20 protein-coding genes are annotated in these 24,058 nt (G+C 68.4%); 8 read left to right on the forward strand and 12 right to left on the reverse strand.

Translation table 11 applies throughout. The features are described 5' to 3' along the window. Window positions 1–15 precede the first annotated feature (15 nt). A complete protein-coding gene (locus C1926_RS01175) occupies window positions 16–1,011 on the reverse strand; it encodes an alpha/beta hydrolase (RefSeq protein ID WP_108758000.1) in 996 nt (331 codons plus the stop codon). 133 nt (window positions 1,012–1,144) lie between these two features. Continuing rightward, on the reverse strand, window positions 1,145–2,527 hold the full coding sequence (locus tag C1926_RS01180) for an L-serine ammonia-lyase (RefSeq protein ID WP_010482751.1): 1,383 nt from the start codon (window positions 2,525–2,527) through the stop codon (window positions 1,145–1,147). 99 nt (window positions 2,528–2,626) lie between these two features. Here C1926_RS01180 and C1926_RS01185 point away from each other — a divergent pair, with 99 nt between their 5' ends. Next, window positions 2,627–2,854, forward strand: coding sequence for a glutaredoxin family protein (locus C1926_RS01185; RefSeq protein WP_108758001.1), 228 nt, complete (start codon window positions 2,627–2,629; stop codon window positions 2,852–2,854). A 79-nt stretch (window positions 2,855–2,933) separates the two neighbouring features. Here the strand turns inward: C1926_RS01185 and C1926_RS01190 are convergent, their stop codons facing one another. The 3 genes from C1926_RS01190 to C1926_RS01200 are packed head-to-tail and all read right to left on the reverse strand — an operon-like array spanning window position 2,934 to window position 4,723. Next, on the reverse strand, window positions 2,934–3,506 hold the full coding sequence (locus C1926_RS01190; RefSeq protein ID WP_108758002.1) for a YceI family protein: 573 nt from the start codon (window positions 3,504–3,506) through the stop codon (window positions 2,934–2,936). A 3-nt stretch (window positions 3,507–3,509) separates the two neighbouring features. Continuing rightward, on the reverse strand, window positions 3,510–4,082 hold the full coding sequence (locus C1926_RS01195; RefSeq protein WP_079222815.1) for a cytochrome b: 573 nt from the start codon (window positions 4,080–4,082) through the stop codon (window positions 3,510–3,512). Beyond that, window positions 4,079–4,723, reverse strand: coding sequence for a YceI family protein (locus C1926_RS01200; protein WP_079225342.1), 645 nt, complete (start codon window positions 4,721–4,723; stop codon window positions 4,079–4,081). Before C1926_RS01200 ends, C1926_RS01195 begins: the two co-directional genes overlap by 4 nt. Window positions 4,724–4,885: 162 nt before the next feature. On the opposite strand from C1926_RS01200, the gene C1926_RS01205 reads away from it, so the two are divergent. Both C1926_RS01205 and C1926_RS01210 read left to right on the forward strand, forming a co-directional pair. Continuing rightward, the gene (locus tag C1926_RS01205; RefSeq protein ID WP_108758003.1) at window positions 4,886–8,425 is read left to right on the forward strand and encodes an ATP-binding protein; all 3,540 of its coding nucleotides are present in this window, start codon (window positions 4,886–4,888) and stop codon (window positions 8,423–8,425) included. Between the two features lie 98 nt (window positions 8,426–8,523). Then, window positions 8,524–12,054: a hybrid sensor histidine kinase/response regulator gene (locus C1926_RS01210; protein ID WP_108758004.1), complete on the forward strand. Its 3,531-nt coding sequence runs from the start codon at window positions 8,524–8,526 to the stop codon at window positions 12,052–12,054. An 832-nt stretch (window positions 12,055–12,886) separates the two neighbouring features. Here the strand turns inward: C1926_RS01210 and mdtD are convergent. The 6 genes from mdtD to C1926_RS01240 all read right to left on the reverse strand — a co-directional run bounded on the left by mdtD (window position 12,887) and on the right by C1926_RS01240 (window position 18,439). Next, complete coding sequence (gene mdtD / locus C1926_RS01215; RefSeq protein ID WP_108760601.1) at window positions 12,887–14,335, reverse strand: multidrug transporter subunit MdtD; 1,449 nt, start codon at window positions 14,333–14,335, stop codon at window positions 12,887–12,889. Window positions 14,336–14,425: 90 nt separating this feature from the next. Then, window positions 14,426–15,508, reverse strand: coding sequence for a uroporphyrinogen decarboxylase (gene hemE, locus C1926_RS01220; RefSeq protein ID WP_108758005.1), 1,083 nt, complete (start codon window positions 15,506–15,508; stop codon window positions 14,426–14,428). Between the two features lie 26 nt (window positions 15,509–15,534). Next, complete coding sequence (locus tag C1926_RS01225; protein WP_019336384.1) at window positions 15,535–15,774, reverse strand: WGR domain-containing protein; 240 nt, start codon at window positions 15,772–15,774, stop codon at window positions 15,535–15,537. A 101-nt stretch (window positions 15,775–15,875) separates the two neighbouring features. Continuing rightward, window positions 15,876–16,988 carry a 3-dehydroquinate synthase gene (gene aroB / locus C1926_RS01230; RefSeq protein ID WP_108758006.1) on the reverse strand — a complete coding sequence of 371 codons (1,113 nt, stop codon included), beginning with the start codon at window positions 16,986–16,988 and terminating at the stop codon, window positions 15,876–15,878. Further along, window positions 16,985–17,527 carry a shikimate kinase gene (locus tag C1926_RS01235; protein ID WP_108758007.1) on the reverse strand — a complete coding sequence of 181 codons (543 nt, stop codon included), beginning with the start codon at window positions 17,525–17,527 and terminating at the stop codon, window positions 16,985–16,987. The genes aroB and C1926_RS01235 overlap by 4 nt, the downstream gene beginning before the upstream one ends. Before the next feature lie 84 nt (window positions 17,528–17,611). Next, a complete protein-coding gene (locus C1926_RS01240; protein ID WP_079222808.1) occupies window positions 17,612–18,439 on the reverse strand; it encodes a kinase in 828 nt (275 codons plus the stop codon). A 40-nt stretch (window positions 18,440–18,479) separates the two neighbouring features. On the opposite strand from C1926_RS01240, the gene pdxH reads away from it, so the two are divergent. From pdxH to C1926_RS01255, 3 genes are all read left to right on the forward strand, one after another. Further along, entirely contained in the window at window positions 18,480–19,079 is a 600-nt protein-coding gene (pdxH, locus tag C1926_RS01245) for a pyridoxamine 5'-phosphate oxidase (RefSeq protein WP_079222807.1), read from the forward strand. Then, complete coding sequence (gene aacA, locus C1926_RS01250; RefSeq protein WP_108758008.1) at window positions 19,076–19,543, forward strand: aminoglycoside 6'-N-acetyltransferase; 468 nt, start codon at window positions 19,076–19,078, stop codon at window positions 19,541–19,543. Before pdxH ends, aacA begins: the two co-directional genes overlap by 4 nt. Window positions 19,544–19,694: 151 nt before the next feature. Then, window positions 19,695–20,168, forward strand: a complete 474-nt coding sequence (locus tag C1926_RS01255; RefSeq protein WP_108758009.1) for a DoxX family protein — start codon at window positions 19,695–19,697, stop codon at window positions 20,166–20,168. A gap of 47 nt (window positions 20,169–20,215) precedes the next feature. On the opposite strand, the gene prpR is transcribed toward C1926_RS01255, so the two are convergent. After that, window positions 20,216–21,799: a propionate catabolism operon regulatory protein PrpR gene (gene prpR, locus C1926_RS01260; RefSeq protein WP_108758010.1), complete on the reverse strand. Its 1,584-nt coding sequence runs from the start codon at window positions 21,797–21,799 to the stop codon at window positions 20,216–20,218. A 153-nt stretch (window positions 21,800–21,952) separates the two neighbouring features. Between prpR and prpB the strand changes: the two genes are divergently transcribed. Beyond that, window positions 21,953–22,846 carry a methylisocitrate lyase gene (gene prpB, locus C1926_RS01265; RefSeq protein WP_079222803.1) on the forward strand — a complete coding sequence of 298 codons (894 nt, stop codon included), beginning with the start codon at window positions 21,953–21,955 and terminating at the stop codon, window positions 22,844–22,846. 36 nt (window positions 22,847–22,882) lie between these two features. Beyond that, entirely contained in the window at window positions 22,883–24,040 is a 1,158-nt protein-coding gene (prpC, locus tag C1926_RS01270; RefSeq protein ID WP_108758011.1) for a 2-methylcitrate synthase, read from the forward strand. Window positions 24,041–24,058 lie beyond the last annotated feature (18 nt).

The raw sequence follows: 24,058 nt of genomic DNA on the forward strand, positions 1-24,058 counted from the left end.
CGGCGGATCGGTATGTCAACGGGTCTTCAACACCTTCAACAGCGCCGCGTTGAACTGCTTGGGATCCTGCACCTGCGGCGAATGCCCCAGCGCGGCGAATTCGACCAGGGTCGCGTTGGGAATGGCAGCGGCCGCAGCCTTGCCCAGCGCAGGGTAGTCACCCAGCGTGGCTTTCAGTTCGGGTGAGGCGCGGTCGCGGCCGATCGCGGTGCGGTCCTTCTGGCCGATGAACAACGCGGTCGGCACCTGCAGGTGCTTCAGCTCGTAGACCACGGGCTGGTTGAACACCATGTCCGAGGTCAGCGCCTGGCTCCAGGCCACCGCCTGCTTGCCGGCGCCTTCGTACATGCCCGACTGCATGCGCGCCCACTGTTCGTAGGCGGGCTTCCACTGGCCGTCGTAGTACACGTCCAGCTGGTAGCGGCGGATGCTGTCATAGCTGGTTTTCAGTTCGCCGGCATACCACTCATCGACGCTGCGCCACGGCACGCCCAGTGCCTTCCAGTCTTCCAGGCCGATCGGGTTGACCAGCGACAGGCTGCGCAGGTCCTGCGGGTACATCAGCGCGTAGCGGATGGCGAGCATGCCGCCCATCGAATGGCCGACCACGTGCACCGGCTGGTCGTCCAGCTGCAGCTGCTGCAGCAGCGCATGGGTGTTGGCGGCCAGCTGGCCGAACGAATACTGGTAACGCTCGGGCTTGCTGGCCTTGCAGAAACCGATCTGGTCCGGAGCGATCACCCGGTAACCGGCGGCCACCAGCGGCGCGATGGTCTGCTGCCACGTGGCCGCGCAGAAGTTCTTGCCGTGCAGCAGCACCACCACGCCGACCGCCTTCCGTTTCGGGGTGACGTCCAGGTAAGTCATTTCCAGCGGCTGGCCCTGCGATTGCAGGGCGAAGGTCTTCACCGGGTAGCCGTAATCGAAGCCTTCCAGGCGCGGGCCGTAGGTTGGCGCAGCCAGCGCGGAAAGGGGCAGGCAGGCAAGCAGGGCGGCGGCGATCACGCGCATGGGACAGTCCGGGGCAGGGGAGCCCCGAGCCTAACCGGAACACCGTGACGGTGTCGCCCTGTGTAGAGCCGAGCCCACGCTCGGCTTTTCCGTCAGCCGAGCATGGGCTCGGCTCTACAATCGATGCCGGCCCTCAGCACTCGATGACGTTCACCGCCAGGCCACCACGGCTGGTTTCCTTGTACTTGTCCTGCATGTCGCGGCCGGTATCGCGCATGGTCTTGATGACCTTGTCCAGCGACACCTTGTGCTTGCCGTCGCCACGCATGGCCATGCGCGAGGCATTGATCGCCTTCACCGCACCCATTGCATTGCGCTCGATGCAGGGGATCTGCACCAGCCCGCCGATCGGGTCGCAGGTCAGCCCCAGGTTGTGTTCCATGCCGATCTCAGCGGCGTTCTCGATCTGGCTGGGGTTGCCGCCCAACGCTGCGACCAGGCCGCCGGCGGCCATCGAACAGGCCACGCCCACTTCGCCCTGGCAGCCGACTTCGGCGCCGGAAATCGAGGCGTTTTCCTTGTACAGGATGCCGATCGCCGCCGAGGTCAGCAGGAAGTCGAACACGCGCTGTTCGTTCGCGCCCGGGCAGAAGCGGTCGAAGTAGTGCAGCACCGCCGGCAGTACGCCGGCCGCGCCGTTGGTCGGCGCGGTGACCACGCGGCCACCGGCAGCGTTCTCCTCGTTCACCGCCAGTGCGTACAGGTTGACCCAGTCCAGCGTGGTCAGCGGGTCGCGCATCGCCGCTTCGGGCTTGGACGACAGCTCGCGGTACAGCGCCGGTGCACGACGGCCCACCTTCAGGCCGCCCGGCAACACGCCTTCCTCGCGGATGCCGCGCGCCACGCACGACTGCATCGCGCTCCAGATCTCGCGCAGCTGGGCGCGGATCTCGTCCTCGCTGCGCCAGCACTTTTCGTTCTCGAACATCAGCTGGGCGATGCTCAGGCCACTGCGCGCGGTCTGCGCCAGCAGTTCATCGCCGCTCTTGAACGGGTAGGGCAGCGGGGTTTCATCGGGCACGATGCGGTCATCGGCCGCATCGTCCTGGTTGACCACGAAGCCGCCACCGACCGAGTAGTAATCGCGGGTGGCGATCACTTCATCTTCGGCGTTGTAGGCGGTGAAGCGCATGCCGTTGGTGTGGTACGGCAGCTTCTGGCGCTTGTTCATGCCGAGGTCGCGCTTCTCGTCGAAGGCGATCTCGTGCTGGCCCATCAGCTGGATGCGCTTGCTGCTGCGGATGCGTTCCAAGGTGGCCGGGATGATGTCCGGGTCGATCAGGTTCGGGCGCTGGCCCTCAAGGCCGAGCAGGATGGCCTTGTCGGTACCGTGGCCGCGGCCGGTCAGGGCCAGCGAACCGTAGACGTCGGCGCGGATGCGCGCCACTTCATGCAGCCGGCCCGGATCGAGCAGCCAGCGGTGGATGAAGCGCTCGGCGGCCTTCATCGGCCCGACGGTGTGCGAGGAGCTCGGGCCAATGCCGATCTTGAAAACGTCGAACGTGCTGACAGCCATGGTTGCCGTACTGCGGGTACCGGAAGAGACCGCTATTCTAGCGGTTCATGCCGCCCGCCATGGCTGCGGCGCAGCATTTCCGCCAAGGGGGCCGGACCGGTGTTGACCCTGTTCCAGCGTGATGATTGCCACCTCTGCGACATGGCCCTGGCCGAGCTGGCCAAGGCAAGGGCGCCGGAGTTCGATTCGGTGTTCCTGGACGACCAGCCCGGGCTGGAGGCGCGCTATGGCGCGCGGGTGCCGGTGCTGCGCGACGAGGCCGGCGACCGCGAGCTGGACTGGCCGTTCGATGCGGCCGGCGTGCAGGCCTGGCTGGCTGCGGGGTGAATCCGCCGGGCATGGCCCGGCGCTACCCGGCATCAACGTTCCAAGGTAGCGCCGGGCCATGCCCGGCGGCAGGCTCGTCTTATTTCGCGTCGAACTTGACGATCGTGCTGATCGAGGTTTCGTCCGGGATGGTCTTGGTGTCGGCCCAGTCGCCGCCGCCCACGCCGAAGTCCAGGCGCTTGACCGTTGCCTTGCCGGTCAGCACCGGCTGCGTGCCCGGCTTCCAGGTGAAGGTGAGGGTGACCGGCTTGCTGACGCCGCGCAGTTCCAGCGTGCCGTCGGCGGCGTACTGGTCGTTGCCCACGGCGCGGAAACCCTTGGCGGTGTAGTGCGCGGTGGCGAACTTGCCGACATTGAAGAAATCGGCGCCCTGCAGGGTCGAGTCGCGGTCGCTGTTGCCGCTCTTGGCGCCGGCCAGCGGGATCACCACGTCCAGCGAACCAGCAGCCGGGTTGGCCGGGTCGAAGCTGAGCTTGGTGGCAAAGCCCGGGAAGCTGCCGGTGAACACTTCGCCGTCGTACTTGGTGGCGAACACCAGGATCGAGCCGGCGCCGGGGGCCTGGGCGTAATCGGCGGCCAGCACCGGGCCGGTGGCCAGCATGCCGGCCAGGGCGGCGGCCACGGCGGCCGGGGTGGTCAGTTTCAGGGTCATGGGTCAGTCCTTCTGGGGGGAGGCGAGCCAGCCGCGCGGCAACATCCGCGACAGGGTGGCATCACGCTGGAACAGGTGGTGGTAGAAGGCAGCACCGGCATGGGCCAGCACCACCGCGATCAACAGCCAGAAACCGTACTCGTGGATGGCATGGGACACCGCGACGGTCTGCGGGTCGGGGCCGCTCAGCTTGGGCACGTCGACCAGGCCGAACCAGCGGAACGGGCGCAGGCCGCTGGCCGAGTCGTACAGCCAGCCGGACAGCGGAATGGCGAACATCAGCACGTACAGCAGCACGTGGGTAGCGCTGGCGATGCGTTCCTGCCAGCTGGGCACGCCCGGCACCGGCTTCGGCGCACCGGCATACAGGCGCCAGCCGAGGCGGAACAGCACCAGTGCCAGCACGGTGATGCCGATGGACTTGTGCGCGGTATAGACCCAGAAATACTTCGGCGTCTTGGGCAGTTCACCCATGGTCAGGCCGACGATGCCCAAGGCAAGGATCAGCAGGGCGATCAGCCAGTGCAGGGTCTGGCTGACACTGCCCCAGGCGGCGGGCGTGTTCTTGGCGGTCATCGGGGGTCCTTGGGGGCCGTCGTGCTGTCGGAGTGGGAATCAGGGGCGGGAGTTCCCGGCGCATCGCTGCGGTCGAACGCGGCTTCGGCCTCGATCCTCACCTGTACGGCATCGCCGATGACGCCCGGCCACGCGGTGATGCCGAAGGCACGCCGGCTCAATGTGGTGGTGGCGGAAAAGCCGACGGTGCGGCGGAACGGCGGCAGCGGATAGCGCTTGACCGCGTTGAGAGTGACATCGAGCACCACCGGCTGGCTGACCCCGCGCAGGGTCAGGGTGCCGGCGACCTGCGCATGCTTCTCGTCGACCGGCTCGACGTGGGTGGAAACGAAGCGCGCGGTGGGGAAGCGTTCGCCATCGAGCAGGCTGCGGGCGAGGGTGGCCTGGTTCCACTTGGCATCACCCAGGTCCAATCTCGACACGGGGATCTCGACGTCGAGGGTCGCCTCCCGCCAGTTGTCGGGATCGAACCGCAGCTGTCCCGCACTGCCGGAAATCGTGCCCATCGCCTGCGAATAGCCGGCATGGTCGATGGCGAACAACACCCGGGTATGCACCGGGTCGATGCGCCAGGCATCGTTGCCGGCCCACGCCGGGGCGGCGGCAAGCAGCAGGGGCAGCAGGGCCAGGCAGGAACGCATCGGCAGGGCTCGGCGGAAAGGTGCCTCGATCATACGCACAGGCCCTGCACTGCGCTGTGTGCACGGCTGCAACAGTTCGTGGTGGCAATGCCGCTGGAAACAGCCTGTTGCAGCGATGACCCCGGCCCTGTGTGACAATCGGCGCAGGACAGGGGGTTCAGGATGAAGAGCGGCTGGCGCCGGTACTGGCGGTGCATCGCGGGGGCAGGTCTGTTGCTGATGGCGTTGGCCACCTCGGCGGCGACCTTCGACATGGCAGGTGAAACACCGCGCCTGCGCCGATTCGGTGCGGCCGAAGGCTTGCCGTCGCGCATGGTCCTTGCCCTTGCCGAAGACCGCAGCGGGCACATCTGGGCCGCCACCGATGGTGGCCTGGCGCGCTATGACGGCGGCACCCTGCGGGTCTGGCAGCACGATCCGGAACAGCCCGGCTCGCTGCCCGGCAACGAGATCGAGACGTTGCTGGTCGATCCGCTCGACCGCGTCTGGGTCGGCATCAACGGCAAGGGCGTGGCCCGGCTGGATGCGGACCGCGAGCGCTTCACCTCCTTCGACACACTCAACAACGAATGCCAGGGCCAGGTCTGGACGCTGGCCTATGCCGAAGAGGCACTGTGGGTCGGCAGCAGCACGCACGGGGTCTGCCGTTTCGGCGAGGACGGCAGCCTGCGGTTCTTCCGGCAGGCACCGGGTGGCCTGCCCAGCGACACCATCTACAGCAGCCTGGTCGACGCGCAGGGCCGCCTGTGGCTGGGCACCGAAGCGGGCCTGGCGCGCTGGAACGGCACGGCATTCGAGGCGGTCGCCGCGCGCGAACTGGGCGCGGTGAGCGTGCTGCGGTTGAGCCGTGATGCCGAGGGCGCGATCTGGATCGGCACGCAGAACGATGGCTTGTACCGGATCGATGCGCAGGACCGGGTGAGCCGGCCACGCTGGGCCGACAGCGCCCAGCTGCGGTCGGCGATGGTGCTGGCCGATCGCCAGGGGGGCTACTGGGCCGGCACTTCCGACGGCCTGCTGCGCGGTGATGCGAGCCAGCTGAGGCGGCTGGAGGGCGACCGCGGCAGTGGCTTCCTGACCAGCCACAGCGGCGTGCTGGATCTGCTGCAGGATCATGAAGGGGGCATGTGGGTCGCGCTGTTGACCCAGGGCCTGGCCTACCTGCCGCCGGACTGGCGGCGTTTTTCCACGTGGTACCAGCTGGATGGACGTCCGCTGGACAGCCAGTACCTGCTGAGCGCGGCCAGCGATGGCCGCAACTACTTCGTCGGCTCGGCCCACGGCGTCTACCAGATCAACGCACAGGGCACGCTGAGCCTGCTGGCCAGCGACCGCGAACTGGGCAGCGGCGCGGTATGGTCGGTGCTGCCGCGCCCGGATGGCCAGCTGTGGCTGGGCCGGGCCGGACGCCTCAGCGTCTACAACCCGGCCCGGCGCACGCTGCGCGACTGGCCCATCGCCGGTGGCGCCGACCTGCGCCAGCGCATCGACCTGATGCGCCAGGCCCCGGACGGCACGGTCTGGATATCGGTGATGAACATGGGCCTGCAGCAGCGTGCGGCTGATGGCCGGGTGCTGCGGACCTTCGAGCTGGCGGCGCTGCGCGGCGAAGGCGATGCGCCGGTGGAGCAGATCCGCTTCGATGCGCGCGGGCAGGCCTGGCTGGTTGGCGCGATGGGAATCTGGCGCGAGCAGGCCGAGCGCTTCGTGGCCGTGCCCGGCGTGTCGCAGGGGCAGATCTACGACCTGGTCTGGATCGACCCGCAGCAGCTGTGGCTGGCCAGGCAGGGCGCATTCGAACGCTACCAGTGGGATGGCCTGGGCCTGCGCCTGATCCAGCGCGTCGACGCGACCTACGGCATGCCGCCGGTCAGCATGGGCGGGCTGGCGCTGGCCCGTGATGGACGCGTGTGGGCCACCACGCCGCGTGGCCTGGTGCGCTGGGATCCGCAGACGCGGCGCGTGCAGCAGTTCAACGAACGCGATGGCCTTCCGGATGCCGAGTTCACTGGTCGGCCGCCGGCCATCGGCGCCGACGGCCGCGTGCTGGCGGTGACCCAGACCGGCCTGGTCGGTTTCGATCCCGACGCGGCCGATGTCGTGCTGCCGCCGTCGCAGCTGGTGATCGCGCAGGTACGCGTGCGCCGCGACGATGCGCGTGGCTGGCAGCCCTTGCCGGCGGACGGCACGCTGCTGCTGGGCCCGGATGATCGCGACCTGCAGATCGACGCGCGCCTGCTGTCCTATGCCAACCCGCAGGGCAACCGCTACCGGTTCCGCGTCGACGGCTACGACCAGAACTGGGTGGAGCAGGGCGGCGATGGCCAGCGCACGCTGTCGCGGTTGCCGCCGGGGCTGTATTCCATCGAAGTGCAGGCCGCCACCGCCAGCGGGCCGTGGACGGCCTCGCAGCGGCTGCAGGTGAAAGTGCTGCCACCGTGGTGGCGCAGTGGCATGGCCATCTTCGGTTACCTGATGCTGGGTTCGCTGTTGCTGCTGGTGACGGTGTGGTCGATCCGCCGGCGCCTGCGGCGGCGCCAGCAGTGGCAGCTGACCGTGCACAAGCAGCAGCTGGCCGAGCAGGCCTCGCAGGCCAAGAGCCGCTTCCTGGCCACGCTGGGCCACGAGGTACGCACGCCGATGACCGGCGTGCTGGGCATGAGCGAGCTGTTGCTGGCCACCGAACTGGACCCGGTGCAGCGCAGCTACGCCGGGTCGATCCAGCAGGCCGGCAGCCATCTGCTGCGGCTGGTGAACGACGCGCTGGACCTGGCCCGCATCGAGGCCGGGCGGCTGGAGCTGGATATCCGTCCGTTCGATCTGAACGGCCTGCTCGACCAGGTGCAGGCGCTGATGCAGCCGATGGCGCAGCAGCGGCAGCTGGCGTTCCGGCGCGAGGACGCGCTGCCCGGGCCGATCTGCGTCAGCGGGGATGAAATGCGGATACGGCAGATCCTGCTGAACCTGCTGGGCAATGCGATCAAGTTCACCGAGCGTGGCTACGTGGGGCTGGGCGCCCACCTGCAGGAGGGGGGCGGCGCGGTCACTTTCGAGGTCAGCGACAGCGGCCCGGGCATCAATGCCGAGCAGCAGCGCCGGCTGTTCCACCGCTTCGAGCAGGCCGACGGGCCGCGCACGGCCTCGCGCTATGGTGGCAGCGGGCTGGGGCTGGCGATCTGCCAGGAACTGGCAGTGGCGATGGGCGGGCACATCGACGTGGACAGCCAGCTGGGCAAGGGCGCGCGTTTCCGCGTGCCTGTGCCGCTGCCGTGGACGCGCCAGGCGGCGTCGCCGCAGAGCGAAGTGGCCGCGGTGCCGGTGCTGCCCGCCCTGCGCATCCTGCTGGTGGAGGACGATGTCACCGTGGCTGAGGTCATCGCCGGGCTGCTGCGCGCGCGCGGGCACGAGGTGGTGCACGTGCTGCATGGGCTGGGTGCGCTTTCGGAGATCGCCACCGACGGCTTCGATGTCGGCCTGCTCGACCTGGACCTGCCCGCGCTGGATGGCACCGCCATCGCCCGCCAGCTGCGCGCGATGGGCTACGAGCTGCCCCTGGTGGCGGTGACCGCGCGTTCCGATGCCTATGCGGAAACCCAGGTACTTGCCGCCGGCTTCGATGGTTTCCTGCGCAAGCCGGTGACCGGTGACCTGCTGGTGTCAGCCATCCTCCAGGCCCGGTCGAAACGCCAGATAGACATCTGATCGGGACAATCGCTGGCGTGAATGCCCTGACTTTCGGTTTACCATGCCGACGCCGCACAACGCGGGGTCCATCAACAGGCAGCGTGAGGAGGCAATCGGTGGCGTATCTGCGGGCAGCGACGCTGCTGCTGATCCTCCTGTGCGTGCTGGCGCCCGTGGCCGCGCAGCCGGTGCCGCCGACCCCGCGGCAGGTGACCGTGTTCGACGGGCTGCCGTCCAACACCGTCAACCGCATGGCCGAAGACCGCTACGGCTACCTGTGGATCGCCACCAATGACGGCCTCGCCCGCTACGACGGGCGCAACTACCGCGTCTGGCGTTCCGAGGACGGGCTGCGCGACAACCGCATCTGGACCGTGCTGGTCGATGCCCAGAACGAGCTGTGGATCGGTACCGAGAATGCGGGCGTGGTGCGGATGTCGGCCGATCGCCGGCAGCTGCGCTTCTACGACCGCAGCAGCCAGCCGTTGATGGCCAGCAACACGGTGTGGAGCCTGGCCTCGACGCCGGACGGCGCCATCTGGTTCGGCACCCACGGCGGTGGCCTGTACCGGCTGGATCGCGGTGACCGCCTGCAGCGCTTCCTGCCCGAAGAGGACAACCCGCGCAGCGTGCCGGCCGCCTCTATCCCTTTCATGGCGACCCTGCCCGATGGCACCTTGTGGGTGGGCACGAAGCACGGCGTCGCGCGCTGGACCGGTACCGATTTCGAGCGCGTAGCTGCGGGCGTGCTGCCCAGTCAGCCAGTGAACGGCCTGGCCGCCGAGCCCGATGGCAGCCTGTGGATCAGCACCATGGCCGGTGCCACCGTGCGCCGGCCCGACGGCCACTTCGAGGTGCCGCCGTGGCGGTTGCCAGCCGGTGACCAGATACTCGGCATGATGCTGCGCGATGAGCAGGGCGGGCACTGGCTGGACACCCGCAGTGGCCTGGGCCGCGCGGTGAATGGCCAGTACCAGACCGTGCCGCTGTACAGCGCGGTGGCGCGCGGCCAGGTGCGGCCGAACTGGGCGGGGGCCTACGAAGACCGCGAAGGCGGCATCTGGCTGGCCAGCACCAATGCCGGCCTGTGGCACCTGCTGCCGCGCTGGTGGCAGTTCTCGGTGTTCTCGCGGCTGGAGGACGATCCATCGTCGCTGCGCAATGCCTACGTGCTGGGCACCAGCCCCTCGGCCAATGGCGGGGTGTGGACGGTTGGCAGCCACGGTGCGCTGGATCGTTTCGATCCGCGCAGTGGCGACATCGAACAGCATCGGACCTTCCTCAATGGCATGCATTGGCTGACCTCGGTGCGCGAGGATCGTCGCGGCCAGGTCTGGGTTGGTTCCACCGACGCACTGCTGCGCTACGACCCGCGCAGTGGCGCGCTGCGGCGCTGGGACGGGGAAAGCGGCGCCGATGCCACGATGGAGGGCAACATCGATGCGATGATGACCTGCGACGGCGACAGCCTGTGGCTGATGCTGCCCTCGGGCCTGCAGCAGCGTGACCTGGACGGCCACCTGCGCCGGCAGCTGGAAAACGGGCGTGACGGCCTGCAGGCCGGCCAGCTCAACATGGATGTCGAATGTGGGCCGCAGGACCGGATCTGGCTGGCCAGCAGCCGCGGCCTGCTGCAGTGGCAGCCCGATGCGCAGCGCTTCCAGCCGGTTCCCGGGGCGCCGGCCACGCCGGTGTATGCGATCGACGTGGGCGCCGATGGCCAGGTGTGGTTGTCCGAGGACGGGCGCCTGTCGCGCTACCTCTGGCGCAACGGGCGGCTGGAGCGGCAGGCAGTGATCGGCAGCGAACAGGGCTACCCGGCCATTGCCGCGACCGGCCTGGTGGTCGATGCGCAGGGCGTGGCCTGGGCCACCGGTGCGCGCGGCCTGGTGCGGGTGGGGGACGATGGCCAGAGCGTGCGCCTGTACGGTGTCCACGACGGCCTGCCCAGCCAGGAATTCCGCGATCACACGCTGATCGCCACCGCGAGCGGGCGGCTGGTGGCCGGCACGCCGGCCGGCGTGGTTGCGTTCGATCCCACGCTGGTACGCCCATCGACCCGGCGCGCGCCGCTGGTGATCGAGCGGGTGGAGGTGCGCCGCAACGAACAGGTGCTGGACCTGACCCACGACACGCCGCTGCAGATCGCCGATGGCGACCGCGACCTGCGCATCGTCGCGCGCCTGCTGTCCTTTGCCGATTCGGCGTCCAACAGTTACCGCTACCGGCTGACCGGCTACGACCCGGACTGGGTGGAAGTCGGGCCAGGCGGCGAACGCCTGTTCTCGCGCCTGCCGCCGGGCGCGTACCGGCTGGAAGTGCAGGCCCGTTCGGCCGACCACGTCTGGTCGCGGGTGGAAGCCCTGGAGTTCCACGTGCAGCCGCCGTGGTGGCGCAGCCTGTCCGGGCTGCTGGTGCTGGCATCCATCGCGCTGCTGCTGACCAGCTGGTTCGCCTGGCTGTACCGGCGCCGCCTGCAGCGCAAGCACGCCTACCAGTTGGCCCTGCACAAGCAGGAACTGGCCGAGCAGGCTTCGGCTGCCAAGACCCGGTTCCTGGCCAACCTGGGCCACGAAATCCGCACGCCGATGACCGGCGTGCTGGGCATGAGCGAACTGCTTCTGGCCTCGTCGCTCGACCCGCAGCAGCGCGGGTACACGCAGTCGATCCGCCATGCCGGCGAGCACCTGCTGCACCTGGTGAATGATGCACTGGACCTGGCGCGGATCGAATCGGGGCGGCTGGAACTGCAGTCGCGACCGTTCGCGTTGAACGGCCTGCTGCAGGACCTGGCCGCGTTGATGGGCCCGCTGGCCGCCCAGAAGGGCCTGCGCTTCGTGCTGGACAACCAGCTGCCGGCGGGCCTGCAGGCCACCGGCGATGCGATCCGGGTGCGGCAGATCCTGTTGAACCTGCTGTCCAATGCGGTGAAGTTCACCAGTCGCGGCACCATCACCCTGCACGCGCGCTGCGAGGACGGCTCGCGTGGCCTGCACTTCGAGGTGCACGACACTGGCCCGGGCATCAGCCAGGAACAGCAGCAGCGGCTGTTCCGCCGTTTCGAGCAGGCCGACGGCGCCCGCACGGCAGCGCAGTACGGTGGCAGCGGCCTGGGCCTGGCCATCTGCCGCGAGCTGGCGCAGGCCATGCAGGGGCGTATCCGGGTGGAGAGCCAGCTGGGCAGTGGCACCCGCTTCGAAGTGAGCCTGCCGCTGCCGCTGCAGCAGGATGGCGTGGGCGAGGCGGGTGAGGCGGTGCTGGGTGAGGGCGCAGTGGCGAACATGCCGGCGCTGCGCATCCTGCTGGTGGAAGACGATGCCACCGTGGCCGATGTGGTGGTGGGCCTGTTGTCCGCACGCGGGCACCAGGTGGTGCATGCGGGCCACGCGCTGGCGGCGCTGCGCGAGATCAGTGCGGGCGACTTCGATGTTGGCCTGCTGGATCTAGACCTGCCGGGCCTGAGTGGTTTCGAGCTGGCCCAGCACCTGCGCAACCAGGGCTACATGCTGCCGCTGCTGGCGGTGACGGCGCGGACCGATGCTGACCTGCAGGAGCAGGTGGAGGCGGCGGGGATCGGCGGGTTCCTGCGCAAGCCGGTGACCGGTGAGCTGCTGGTCGAAGCGATTGCGCGGGTACTTGGGCGGTAGGTGTTTTTGCAGGGCTTGCAGCCCTGCACCTGCTTCAAGCCAGGGCGACGTCAACTTCAACTTCAAAAGCCTGCATTCCGTGGGTTGGCGGGGTGGGTCCGGTTGAGGGGGACGCCGTAAACCCATCCATGGGGGCTTGGTCGCGGCATCCATGCCGCTCACACCCCCTCAACCGGACCCACCCCGCCTTCGACAGATTTCTGCGATCTGTTGGAACGGTGTTCTGCTTTGGTGGGTGCCGACCGTTGGTCGGCACGGGGGCGGATCCAATTTTGAATATCGATTTCTGACGGATTTCATCCACGCATGGCGTGGATCTACTGGAACGGCGTTCTGCTTTGGTGGGTGCCGACCGTTGGTCGGCACGGGGTCGAATCCAATTTTGAGTATCGATACTTGACGGATTTCATCCACGCATGGCGTGGATCTACTGGAACGGCGTTCTGCTTTGGTGGGTGCCGACCGTTGGTCGGCACGGGGGCGGATCCAATTTTGAATATCGATATCTGACGGATTTCATCCACGCATGGCGTGGATCTACTGGAACGGCGTTCTGCTTTGGTGGGTGCCGACCGTTGGTCGGCACGGGGTCTGTCGGAATGGCGATCTGCAGGGGTAGGTGTCGACCTTGGTCGACACAGTAGATCCACGCCATGCGTGGATGAATTGATTCGATATCTGACAGATGTGCCGACCAACGGTCGGCACCCACCAACAGCCGCGTGAACCTGCACCGCCCCGCCATCCCACGGAATGCCGCTCTTGATCTTGAGGTTGCCGGCCAGCGGCCGGCACTACCGCAGGTGCAGGGCGCAGCCCTGCCGAGAAAAACCTACTCCGCGACCGACTCGACCTGCCGCGGTTCCGGCCGGGTGTCCGGCAATTGCCAGAAAATCATCGTCGAGGTCAGCGTGATCGCCCCCACGCAGATGAACGTCGCATGCAGCGCCGCCGTCGCGCCATGGCCCTCCAGGTGCGTGCCGAACGCGGCCAGCAGGCTGCCGGCCGCCGCTGCGCCGAAACCGGCCGCGAGCATCATCACCATCGACAGCAGGCTGTTGCCGGAACTGGCGAATTCGCGGTCCAGGTCACGCAGCGTCACGGTGTTCATCACCGTGAACTGCAGCGAATTGACCGCACCGAAGAACGCCAGCTGCACCAGGCGCCAGGCCAGGTGCTGGCCCGGGGTCATCAGGATGAAGCTGGCCATCGCCAGGCCTACCAGCACCGTGTTGATCATCAGCACGCGGCGGTAGCCGTACTGCTCCACCAGCCTCACCGCCAGCTTCTTCGACACCATGCCCGCCGCCGCCACCGGCACCATCATCAGGCCTGCATGCATCGGCCCCAGGCCGAGGCCGACCTGCAGCAGCAGCGGGATCAGCATCGGCATGGCACTGCTGCCGATGCGCGAGAACAGGTTGCCGAGGATGCCGATGCGGTAGCTGGGCACGCGGAACAGCGCCAGCGAGAACAACGGTGCGGTGGAATTGGCTGCGTGCAGCCAGTAGCCGACCAGCGCGGCCAGGCCGCCCACGGTCATCAGCATGATCAGCGCATGCGGCGTGCCCAGGCCGGAAATGCCGTCCAGCGCCAGTGACAGCACCACCATCGCGAAGGCCAGCATGATGTAGCCGCGCAGGTCGAAGCGGGTGCGGTGGCTGGCGTAGTGGTCGGGCATGATCTTCATCGCCGCGATGAACCCGATCACGCCGATCGGCAGGTTGATCAGGAACACCCAGTGCCACGAGGCGATCTCCACCAGCCAGCCGCCCAGCGTCGGGCCGACCAGCGGGCCGATCAGTGCGGGAATGGCGATGAAGCTCATCGCGCGCAGGAAGTCCTCGCGCGGTACCGAACGCATCACGGCCAGGCGGCCGACCGGCAGCAGCATCGCGCCGCCGATGCCCTGCAGTACGCGGGCGCCGACCAGCTGGTGCAGGTGCTGCGCCAGCGCACAGGCCAGCGAGCCGAGGGTGAACAGGATGATCGCGACCAGGAAGGTACGGCGGGTGCCGTAGCGGTCAGCGATCCAACCGGAGGCCGGGATGAAAGTTGCGACCGCCAGGGCGTAGCTGAACACCACCGACTGCATCTGCAGCGGGCTTTCGCCCAGGCTCCTGGCCATCGCCGGCAGTGCCGTGTTGACGATGGTCGAATCGAGCATCTGCATGAAGATGGCCAGCGAAACCAGCCACAGCAGGGGGCGGAAACGGGCGTACTCGGCGGGCGATGCGGAGGTGTCGGGTGCGGGCGCGCCTGCGGGCGACGGTTCGGACATGGCGTGGGGGCCGGTGCAGCGTGGGGCCGCCATGATCGCGCAATGCAGGTCACGGCGCGATCAATGCCGCGCCGTGGCCTGTGCCGGGGTTCAGCGCTGGCTGTGCGCGTGCACCGCGTCGACCAGCACCTGCACGTGCGCCGGGTCCATGTCCGGCGACATGCCGTGGCCCAGGTTGAACACGTGGCCCTCGCGCGAACCGCCGTTGCCGGCGGCATAGGTATCCAGCACGCGCGCGGCGGCGGCGGCGATGGCGTCGGGCGAGGCATACAGCGTGGTCGGGTCGAGGTTGCCCTGCAGGGCAACACGGCCACCGGTGCGGCGCAGCGCCTCGTCCAGGTCCAGCGTCCAGTCCAGGCCCAGCGCATCGGCGCCGGTCTGCGACAGTGCTTCCAGGTGCAGGCCGGTGCCCTTGCCGAACAGGATCAGCGGCGTGCGCTCGCTGCCTTCGCCGCGCTCCAGGCGTTCGGCAATGCGCTGCAGGTAACGCAGCGAGAACTCGCGGTACATCGCCGGCGACAGCACGCCGCCCCAGGTGTCGAACACCTGCAGGGCCTGCGCGCCGGCGGCACGCTGTGCGCCGAGGTAGGCGATGACCGCCTCCGTGGTGACGTCCAGCAGGCGGTGCAGGGCCTGCGGGTGGTTCAGCGCCATCGCCTTGATGCGCGCGAAATCCTTGCTGCCACCGCCTTCCACCATGTAGCAGGCCAGCGTCCACGGGCTGCCGGAGAAGCCGATCAGCGGCACCTGGCCGTCCAGTTCGCGGCGGATCAGGCGCACCGCGTCCATCACATAGCCCAGGTCCTGCTCCATGTCCGGCACCGCCAGCCTGGCGATCGCGGCTTCATCGCGCACCGGGTGGCGGAACTTCGGGCCTTCGCCTTCGACGAAGTACAGCTCCAGGCCCATCGCATCGGGAATGGTGAGGATGTCCGAGAACAGGATGGCCGCATCCAGCGGGAAGCGGCGCAGCGGCTGCAGGGTGACTTCGCAGGCGATCTCGGGGTTCTTGGCCATGGCCAGGAAGCTGCCGGCCTTGGCCCGGGTCGCGCGGTATTCCGGCAGGTAGCGGCCGGCCTGGCGCATCAGCCAGACGGGGGTGCAGTCCACCGGTTCGCGGCGCAGGGCGCGCAGCAGGCGATCGTTGCGGAGGGGGCTGGTCACGATGGGCATTCCTTGGGCGAAAGTTGGCAGCGGCGTCAGTCGCCGTGCGAAAGAATCTGGAAGCCGCGATGCAGTTCGGCATCGCGGGCCTTCTCGAAGGCATGGCGGGCTTCGTCGGCCTGCAGGAACAGCTCGCGCCGCAGCTGCGAGCGCGCACCGACGCGGCCGCTCTCGCGCAGCAGCTCCCAACCGCCGAACAGGTCCGGCTGCAGGCTCAGGCGCAGGAAGCGCGGTGCCTGCGCACCGGCATCGGGATGTTGCAGGTAGACGTGCATGGGCCGATTGTAGCGGGGCACGGGTGACCCCTGCCGCAACGTGGTAGTGCCGGCCGCTGGCCGGCAACCCCGGTAACGGCGAAGCCGGCCAGCGGCCGGCACTACCGGGCCGACAGCACCTTCAGCACCGCCGCTTCATCCACGTCCGGCACCACTTCGGCCCGGCCCATGCCACGCCACAGCACCAGGCGCAGGCGGCCGGCCACGTTCTTCTTGTCCAGCCGCATCCGCCCCAGCAGGGCCTGCGGGTCCAGCCCGGCGGGGATCGCCACCGGCAGCTGCAGCCGTTCCAGCAGGGCCTGCAGGCGCACGCGGTCGGCATCGTCGGCCAGGCCCAGCGCGGTGGACAGCTTGGCGGCCAGCACCATGCCGACCGCCACGGCCTCGCCATGGTTCAGTGCATCGCGGCCCGGGGCCGAATAGCCCTGCTCGGTCTCGATGGCGTGGCCGAAGGTATGGCCCAGGTTGAGCAGGGCGCGCTCGCCCTTCTCGAACGGGTCGCGCTCGACGATGACGGCCTTGTGCCGGCAGCTGCGCGCGATGGCCTCGGCCAGCGCGGCATCCTCACCGGCGAGCAGCGCATCGGCGTGCTGCTGCAGCCATTCGAAGAACACCGCATCGCCCAGCGCGCCGTACTTCACCACTTCGGCCAGGCCGGCACGCAGTTCGCGCGGCGGCAGGGTCGCCAGCACGCGGGTATCGGCGATAACCGCGCGCGGGGGATGGAAGGCGCCGACCAGGTTCTTGCCGGCGGGGATGTCCACGGCGGTCTTGCCGCCGACCGAGGAGTCGACCATGGCCAGCAGGGTGGTGGGCAGCTGCACGCAGTCCACGCCGCGCATCCAGCAGGCCGCCGCGAAACCGGCCAGATCGCCGACCACGCCGCCGCCGAGAGCGAACACGCAGGCATCGCGGGTGGCACCCAGCGCGGCCAATGCTTCGATGGCGCGGCCGAACTCGGCCAGGGTCTTGGAGGCTTCGCCGGCCTGCAGGACGTGTTCGCCAACGATCAGGTCCGGGCGCGCGGCCAGCAGCGCCTGCCTGACGGCTGCCAGATAAAGCGGGGCGACCTCGCTGTCGCTGAGCAGCAGCACGTGGCGGCCGCGCACGTGCGAGGCCAGCGCGGCGCCGTCGGCCTGGGCACCGGCGCCGATGGTGATGGAATAGGGGCGGTCGCCGCCAACGGCGACCTGCAGCAGGGCGGGGGAAGTCATGCGTTCAGGTCCTGGCGCTGCCATTGCATGGCCAGCTTGACGACAAGCTGGGCGGTGGCATCGGCGGCGGTAAACGGGTCGGTATCGAGGGTGAGGTCGGCCAGCTCGCGGTACAGCGGGTCACGCAGCGCGGCCAGATCGTGCAGCACCTGCTCGCGGTCGGGGCGCTGCAGCAGCGGCCGGCCCTTGTCGCGGGCCAGGCGTTCCAGCTGCGCGGCCACGCTTACCCGCAGGTAGACCACGAAGCCGCGCTGGGCGATGAGCGTACGGTTGCTGGCTTCCAGCACGGCGCCGCCGCCGGTCGAGACCAGCTGGCCCTGGCCTTCCAGCACGCGGGCCAGGGCCTCGCGTTCATGGCTGCGGAAGCCGGCTTCGCCGGAATGTTCGAAGATCGTGGGAATGCTGGCCCCGGCCGCATCGACGATGGCCTGGTCGACATCGACGAAGTCCAGCGTGAAGCGCTCGGCCAGGCGGCGGCCGATGCAGGTTTTGCCGGCGCCCATCGGGCCGATCAGGATCAGGTTCGGAGCAGGATTCATGCCCTTTGATCCTACCACTTCCGCACCCCCGGCCTGGCACGATGGTTGCTGTTGGAAGCATCCGCCGCGGCGCAGCGGTGGGTGTCAGCGCACCGCCTGCACCTGGCGCTGGCCATCCAGCACCACCACGTGGTCGGCGTGGTCGGGCAGGGCGCGCAGGGCCTGCCGGCTGACCCGCTCGTAGTACTGCACGAAGCGCTCCAGCTGGGGGCGGCTCATGCCGTGGCGTCCCGGCTGGGCAGCCTGCAGGTTCTGTTCCTGCTGCCAGCGCCAGCGCGGCACTACCGAGAAATCCGGCGGCTGCAGGAACCACAGGCGGTCACAGCGCTGCCACAGTGCCGGATAGTCGCGGGCCAGCGCTTGGTTGCACCAGCGCCGCCAGCGGCCATCGGCATCGGCCTCGCGTTCCAGCGCGTTCAAGGGGCTGTCCAGCTCGGCATCGTCCTGTGCGGGCGTGCCGAGGAACCAGCCTTCGAACACCAGCAGGTCCAGCGGCGCTTCCAGCGCCACCCACTGCGCTTCGGGCAGCCGCTCATCGGCCAGCTTGTCGAAGCGCGGCAGTGCCAGTGGCCGGCGTGCGGCCACCGCATCGAGCACGGCATGGGCCAGGGGCAGGTCGTGGGTGCCGGGCGGGCCGCGGGTGATCAGCAGCGGGTGGACCTGGCGGGCGAGGCGCTGCCGCTGCGCCCGGGTCAGGTAGACATCATCGATGGACAGTGCCGCCGCGTTCAGGCCGCGCGCCCGTGCACGGGCGACCACCTGTGCGGCCAGCGTCGATTTGCCGCTGCCCTGCACGCCGCTGATGGCCAATACTGGCACCGTTGCACCGCTGGCCAGCGCATCATCCAGCGCCTGCTCGGCGAGCGCTTCGGGGAATCCTTTCACCTGGGGCATGTACGCAGCAGCAACCATGCCGCCACAATAGCCCAATCCGTGCACGAAGAAGCGAACCATGACCGACCTTTACGCCGAAGCCCTGTCCACCTTTGCCGCCCTGTTCGACGAGGCGAAGCAGAGCCGCGAGGTCGAGCCCAACGCGATGACCGTGGCCACCGCCGATACGCAGGGCCGCCCGTCGGCGCGTACCGTGCTGCTGAAGGCGTTCGATGAGCGCGGCTTCGTGTTCTACACCCACCTGGACAGCCACAAGGGCCGCGAACTGCAGGCCAATCCGCAGGCGGCGCTGCTGTTCCTGTGGCGCAGCCTGCGCGAGGCCGGCATCCAGGTGCGCATCGAAGGGCGCGTGGAGCAGGTGGCCGATGCCGAGGCTGATGCGTATTTCGCCAGCCGCCCGCGCATGAGCCAGATCGGCGCCTGGGCATCGCTGCAGTCGAAGACGCTGGCGACGCGCGAGGAATTCGACGCACGCGTGGCCGAGGTCGAGGCCCGTTTCGAAGGCAAGGACGTGCCGCGCCCGGATGGCTGGAGCGGCCTGCGCGTGGTGCCCGACCGCATCGAGTTCTGGTACGGCGCACAGTTCCGCCTGCACGAGCGCTGGTGCTACGAGGCCGGTGCGGAAGGGCGCTGGAGCAAGCGGTTGCTGTATCCGTGAATGACGCCGCGCCGACGATCCGCCAGGCCACGCCGGCCGACGCGGCCGTGTGGGCGCGTTTGCGGCTGGGCCTGTGGCCCGATGCCGATGATCCGCTGGAGGCGCTGGCGCAGTCGCTGGACGATGCCGAAGGCGCGGTGTTCCTGAGCTGCCTGGCCGATGGCGAAGCCGTGGGGTTTGCCGAGGTTCGCCTGCGGCACGACTATGTGAACGGCACCGGCTCCTCGCCGGTGGGCTTTCTGGAAGGCTGGTACGTGCAGCCGCCGTGGCAGGGCCATGCCGTGGGCCGTGCCTTGCTGGTGGCAGTGCAGGACTGGACGCGTGCGGCGGGCTGCAGTGAGCTTGCGTCGGACAGCCGCGTGGAGGATGTGCACGCGCACGCTGCGCACCGCGCCTGCGGCTTCGAGGAAACCGAGCGCGTGGTGTATTTCCGCATGGCACTGGATGCCGCAACGCTTTTGTAGAGTCGAGCTTGCTCGACTGCTTCTTGCTACAGCAGTCGAGCAAGCTCGACTCTACAAAAGCGGGTTGTCGCAAATGGACCGGCTCGCTTCATCTGCGAGCAGGCCCGCAACCGGCACACTCAGACGGATGCCCTCGATTTCCGGAGTTTCCATGCCCTCCTGGCGCTGCCTGTTCGCCGTGCCTCCCCCGCGTCGCGGCGTGGAAGCCGTCCTGTTGCTGCTCGCCCGCATCGTCGCCGGGGTGATGTTCTGTGTGTCCGGCTGGAACAAGGTGTTCACCGATGCAGGACGCGAGCGGATGGTGCATACGCTGGTCGATGCGGGCATCCCATTCCCTGTGCTCAGTGCGCCGGTGCTTGGGGCGATAGAGTGGATCGCGGGTGGTCTGCTGGTGCTGGGCCTGCTCAGCCGACCCTCGGCCCTGCTGCTGGCGGCGATCTGTGCAGTGGCGGCGTTGACCGATGGCATTGCACGCATCCCCGCAGGCCTGAGCGTGCCGGATTGGCTGAGCTGGTTCTTCTACCTGAGTGAAGTGCCGCTGGGGGTGTTGCTGCTGTGGGTTGCCGCAGTGGGCAGCGGCCGGTTCGCCATTGAGGCGCGCTGGGCGCGTTCGCGCAATCTGTAGAGTCGAGCCATGCTCGACTGGGGAAAAGCAGTCGAGCAAGCTCGACTCTACAAACCCTCTGCGCGCAGCCAGCGCCACAGCGTGGTGCGTGACACGCCCAGCGCCTGCGCCATGCCCTCGCGGTCATTGCGGTGCTCCTGCAGCAGCGCTTCCAGCTGCACGCGTGGCGGGCGCCTGCCGTTGCTCTCCAGTGGCAGTGCCGTCGTGCCTTCGTTCACCAGCTCCGGCGCCAGCTGCAGCAGGCGCGCGGCATCAATGAGCCCTTCGCCTGGCTGCCAGTGGATGCGCAGGCGATCCACCAGGTTGCGCAGTTCGCGCACGTTGCCGGGCCATTCGGCAGCGCTAAGCACCGCCAGAGCCTCGTCATCCAGCGGCGCGTCGATGCCGCGCAGTTGGCGGAAGAAGTGCCGGGCCAGCAGCGCGATGTCCGTACGCCGCGCACGCAGTGCGGGCAGGGCGATGCGCAGCGCGGCCAGGCGGTAATACAGGTCGCGGCGGAAACTCCCGGCGGCGGCGCGTTGCTCCAGTGACTGCAGCGTGGCAGCGACGACGCGCAGATCCACGGGCGTGGGTTCGGTGGCACCCACGCGCAGCACTTCGCGTTCTTCCAGCACCCGCAGCAGCCGCGTCTGCAGCGGCAGCGGCAGTTCGCCGATTTCATCCAGGAACAGGGTGCCACCGTCGGCTGCCTCGACCAGGCCAACGCGGCCACCACGGCGTGCGCCGGTAAAGGCACCATCGCTGTAGCCGAACAGCTCGGCTTCCAGCAGCGATTCGCTGATCGCGCCGCAGTTCAGCGCCACGAAGCGGCCACGACGGCCGCTGGCTGCGTGCAGCTGGCGCGCCACCAGCTCCTTGCCGGTGCCGGTTTCGCCGGTGACCAGCACGGTGCTGTCATGCGGTGCATAGAGCGCGATCTGAGCGCGTACCTGCGCCATCGCATCGCTGTCGCCGAGCAGGGCATGCGCATCACTGCGCGGGGCGGGGCGCCGGCGCGCGGCCGGCCGGCTGCCACCGGAGCGGGCCAGCGCCTGGGTCAGTTCCAGCGCATGTTCGAAGGCGTGGCGCACCGAATCGGCCGAGTACAGCAGCACGCCCGGCAGGCCCATCTGTTCGGCATGGTCGATGGCCATGCCGGTGCCGACGATCACCTCGATGCCATTGGCGCGCAGGTCGGCGATGCAGTCACGTGCATCTTCGCGGGTAACGAAGCGGCGGTGCTCGATGTCCAGGCCGAAACTCTGCTGGAAGTTGCTGAACACCGGCACGTCGCTGGCGTGGGTGACCAGGCCGATGCGCGGGGCGATGCGGCGGGCGCGGGCGAGGGCTTCCATCAGGTCGAAGCCGTTGGCCTGGATCGGCACCAGTGGCAGCTCAAGCCGCCCGCGCAGCCACGCGGCATTGGAGCCGCCGGCGATGACCACGTCGCAGTGCTCGCGGCGCAGGCGCTGGCCGATCACGTCCACCGCCTCCTCGAAGCCCAGGTTGATCTGTTCGATGCGTGCGCGGCGGTCGAACTCGGGAATGACATCGCCGAGCAGGCCGGTCAGGCGCGAGACGCTGACGGTCCAGATGACCGGGCGTCCGGGGTCGGCATCGGCATGGCGCAGGGGCGAGCGGGGCAGGTACATGGGAGCAGCAATGGGTAGTGATGTTTCATGATACATCTGTTTCAATGTTTCATTTGTTTCATCGTTGCAATGCGGTCATGCCTTTGAAATCAACCGCTTGCAGCTTGGCATGGCGCTTGCGCCCTCTATCCCGTTCCCAACCTGGATTGCCGCATGACCGCTTCCACTCCTTCTTCCGCCGGTGCCCGCTTCCGTGAGGCACTGGCTGCCGAATCGCCGCTGCAGGTGATCGGCGCGATCAACGCCAACCACGCCCTGCTGGCCAAGCGCGCCGGCTTCCGCGCCATCTACCTGTCCGGCGGCGGTGTCGCTGCAGGTTCGCTGGGCCTGCCGGACCTGGGCATCAACACCCTGGAAGACGTGCTGATCGACGTGCGCCGCATCACCGATGTCTGCGACCTGCCGCTGATGGTCGACATCGATACCGGCTTCGGCCCGAGCGCGTTCAACATCGCCCGTACCGTGAAGTCGCTGATCAAGGCCGGCGCGGCCGCCTGCCACATCGAGGACCAGGTCGGCGCCAAGCGCTGCGGTCACCGCCCGGGCAAGGAGATCGTCTCGCAGGGTGAAATGGTCGACCGCGTGAAGGCTGCCGCCGATGCCAAGACCGATCCGGACTTCTTCCTGATCGCCCGCACCGACGCCATCCAGGTGGACGGCGTGGACAAGGCCATCGAGCGCGCCATCGCCTGCGTCGAGGCCGGTGCCGACGGCATCTTCGCCGAGGCCGCCTACGACCTGGACACCTACCGCCGCTTCGTCGATGCGGTGAAGGTGCCGGTGCTGGCCAACATCACTGAATTCGGTGCCACCCCGCTGTTCAGCCGCGACGAGCTGGCCTCGGCCGGCGTCGCCATCCAGCTGTTCCCGCTGTCCGCGTTCCGCGCTGCCAACAAGGCCGCCGAGAACGTCTACCAGGCCGTGCGCCGCGACGGCCACCAGCGCAGCGTGGTGGAGAACATGCAGACCCGCGAGGAGCTGTATGACCGCATCGGTTACCACGCCTTCGAACAGCAGCTCGACGCCCTGTTCGCCGCCAAGAAATAAGCAGTACCCTGCACCATCAGTTTTCGGAGGGAAAACATGAACGATACGACCGCAACCCCGACCTTCAAGCCGAAGAAGTCCGTCGCCCTGTCCGGCACCGCTGCCGGCAACACCGCGCTGTGCAGCGTCGGCCGCAGCGGCAACGACCTGCATTACCGCGGCTACGACATCCTGGACCTGGCCAACACCAGTGAGTTCGAGGAAATCGCCTACCTGCTGGTGCACGGCAAGCTGCCGACCCGTGCCGAACTGGTTTCGTACAAGGCCAAGCTGAAGTCGCTGCGTGGCATTCCGGCTGCGGTGAAGGCAGCCCTGGAAGAACTGCCGCCGTCGGCACACCCGATGGACGTGATGCGCACCGGCGTATCCGTGCTCGGCTGCGTCGCCCCGGAAAAGGACGACCACAACCATCCCGGCGCGCGTGACATCGCCGACAAGCTGATGGCCTGCCTTGGCTCGATGCTGCTGTACTGGTACCACTGGAGCCACAACGGCCGCGCCATCGACGTGGAAACCGATGACGATTCCATCGGCGGCCACTTCCTGCACCTGCTGCACGGCGACAAGCCGCAGGATTCGTGGGTGAAGGCGATGCACACCTCGCTGATCCTGTACGCCGAGCACGAGTTCAACGCCTCGACCTTCGCCTGCCGCGTCATCGCCGGCACCGGCAGCGACATGTACAGCGCGATCTGCGGCGGCATCGGTGCGCTGCGCGGCCCCAAGCACGGCGGCGCCAACGAAGTGGCGTTCGAAGTGCAGAAGCGCTATGACAACCCCGATGAGGCCGAGGAAGACATCAAGGCCCGCGTCGAGCGCAAGGAAGTGGTCATCGGCTTCGGCCATCCGGTCTACACCGTGTCTGACCCGCGCAACAAAGTGATCAAGGACGTGGCCCGCGAGCTGTCCGAAGAACAGTCCAGCATGAAGATGTACGACATCGCCGAGCGCCTGGAAACGGTGATGTGGGACATCAAGAAGATGTTCCCGAACCTGGACTGGTTCAGCGCCGTCAGCTACCACATGATGGGCGTGCCGACCGCCATGTTCACCCCCCTGTTCGTGATCGCCCGCACCGCCGGCTGGAGCGCGCACATCGTCGAGCAGCGCATCGACGGCAAGATCATCCGCCCGAGCGCCAACTACACCGGCCCGGAAGACCGCGCGTTCGTCGCCATCGACAAGCGCGCCTGATCCACCTGCTGTACCCAT

Origin of the sequence: Stenotrophomonas sp. ZAC14A_NAIMI4_1 (assembly GCF_003086915.1) — a bacterium.
Classification (GTDB): Bacteria; Pseudomonadota; Gammaproteobacteria; order Xanthomonadales; family Xanthomonadaceae; genus Stenotrophomonas.